This window comes from Streptomyces sp. NPDC050674, assembly GCF_040654575.1.
Classification (GTDB): Bacteria; Actinomycetota; Actinomycetes; order Streptomycetales; family Streptomycetaceae; genus Streptomyces.
This window is the reverse complement of the sequence record NZ_JBFAIG010000053.1, coordinates 1-2,005: the sequence shown is the minus strand read 5'-3', so window position 1 is coordinate 2,005 and position 2,005 is coordinate 1. Positions and strand designations below refer to the sequence as shown.

The following is a 2,005-nucleotide window of genomic DNA, read 5'->3' as shown; positions in this document are numbered from 1 at the left end:
CCGGTTGGCCGAGGGGGAGGATCTGCGGTCGGCCGACTACTGGGTGAGCCAGGTACGGCAGGCGGTCCGCTACGCCGACGCCGTCACCACCCTGGAGTCCGAAGGCGTCACCACGCTCCTGGAACTCGGCCCCGGCGGCGTCCTGGCCGCCCTCGCCGCCCAGGCCGTCCGCGACCCCGACGCCCTGACCGCCACCGTCGCCACCCGTGCGGGACGCCCCGAGCCGGAGACCCTGGTCGAGGCACTCACCACCCTCCACGCCCGGGGCGTGAGCGTCGACTGGGAGGCGTTCTTCGCCGGCACCGGGGCCCGCCGGGTCCCCCTGCCCACCTACGCCTTCCAGCGTCAGCGGTACTGGCTCGACGAAGTCGCCCCCGACGGCCCTCGCCCGAGCCCCGTCTCACCCGTGGTGCCCGCCGCCCCGGAGGAGGCGCCCCGGGTCGTGCCCCTGGCCGAGCGGCTCGGGCCGCTGAGCGACGCGCAGCGGGAGCAGTACCTCCTGACCCTCGTCACGGAACTGGTCGCCAAGGTGCTCAAGCATCCCGACACCTCGGCCGTCGTACCCCATCGCCCCTTCCAGGAACTCGGCTTCGACTCCCTGACCGGTGTCGAACTGCGCAACCGGCTGGGTGCCGAGACCGGGCTCGCCCTGCCGGCCACCGTCGTCTTCGACCATCCGACCCCCTCCGCGCTCGCCGCTCACCTCCGGGCACAGGCCGCCGCGTCCGGGACCGGGGACGCGCCGCTTCGCTTCGCGGCCGAGGAACTGGACCGGCTGGAAGCGTCCGTGGACGCCCTGGCCACCGCGAGCCCGCCCCGGGACGAGACCCGCCTGGCGCTGTCCACGCGCCTGCGGGCGCTGGCCGACCGTCTCGCGGAACCCGCCGGCCCGCCTTCCCCCTCCACGGCCGACGCGGAGGTCACGGACCTCACCGGCGCGTCCGCGGACGAGATCTTCGACTTCATCGACACCCAGCTCGGCCGGGCCGCGGACTGACGCCGCCTGCTCGCCACCCCGCCCCACCACCCTTCCGGTACCGAGGAGAGACTGATTCCGCATGTCCGCTGACATGTCCCGTGCGCAGGACCAGGCCCAGACCAGGGAACAGAAGCTCGTCGACTACCTGAAGTGGGTCACCGCCGACCTGCGGAAGGCGCGCGACCGCATCGAGACGCTCGAGTCGGCCGCCACGGAGCCGGTCGCCATCGTCGGCATGGCCTGCCGCTTCCCGGGCGGCGTCACCTCACCGGAGGACCTGTGGCGCCTCGCCGCCGAGGGCCGGGACGCCATCAGCCCGTTCCCGACGGACCGCGGCTGGGACCTCGACGCGCTGTACAGCACGGACCGCGACCAGCCCGGCACGTCGTACACCAGGGAGGGGGGCTTCCTCGACGGAGCCGCCCTGTTCGACGCCGACTTCTTCGGCATCTCGCCCCGCGAGGCCCGCGCCATGGACCCCCAGCAGCGCGTCCTGCTGGAGACCGCGTGGGAGGCGTTCGAGGACGCCGGGATCGACCCCGCCACGCTGCGCGGAAGCCGGACCGCCGTGTTCGCCGGCGTGATCGAGCAGAGCTACCTCGGACTCGAAGGGCCCGCCGAGCTCGAGGGCCACCTCATGACCGGCAAGCTCAGCAGTGTCGCCTCCGGCCGCATCTCCTACACCTTCGGACTGGAGGGCCCGGCCGTCTCCATCGACACGGCCTGCTCGTCCTCCCTGGTCGCCCTGCACCTCGCGGTGGAGTCGGTCCGCCGCGGGGAGTCCACCCTCGCGCTCGCCGGAGGCGCGACGATCACCGCGACCCCGGGCGGATTCGTGGACTTCTCCCGCCAGGGCGGACTCGCCCCCGACGGGCGGATCAAGTCGTTCGCGGCCGCCGCCGACGGCACCTCGTGGTCGGAGGGTGTCGGTCTGCTGGTGGTGGAGCGGTTGTCGGACGCGGTGCGCAACGGGCACCGGGTGCTGGCGGTCGTGCGGGGCAGTGCGGTCAATCAGGACGGTGCGTC

Annotated in this window: 2 protein-coding genes; both read left to right on the top strand. The window is 73.8% G+C overall.

What is annotated here, in order from left to right:
- Positions 1–997: phosphopantetheine-binding protein (locus AB0I06_RS34230; protein ID WP_363122763.1), on the top strand; the 997-nt coding region annotated here is incomplete at its 5' end.
- A 61-nt stretch (positions 998–1,058) separates the two neighbouring features.
- The coding region (locus AB0I06_RS34225; RefSeq protein WP_363122762.1) for a beta-ketoacyl synthase N-terminal-like domain-containing protein at positions 1,059–2,005 on the top strand (947 nt) is incomplete at its 3' end.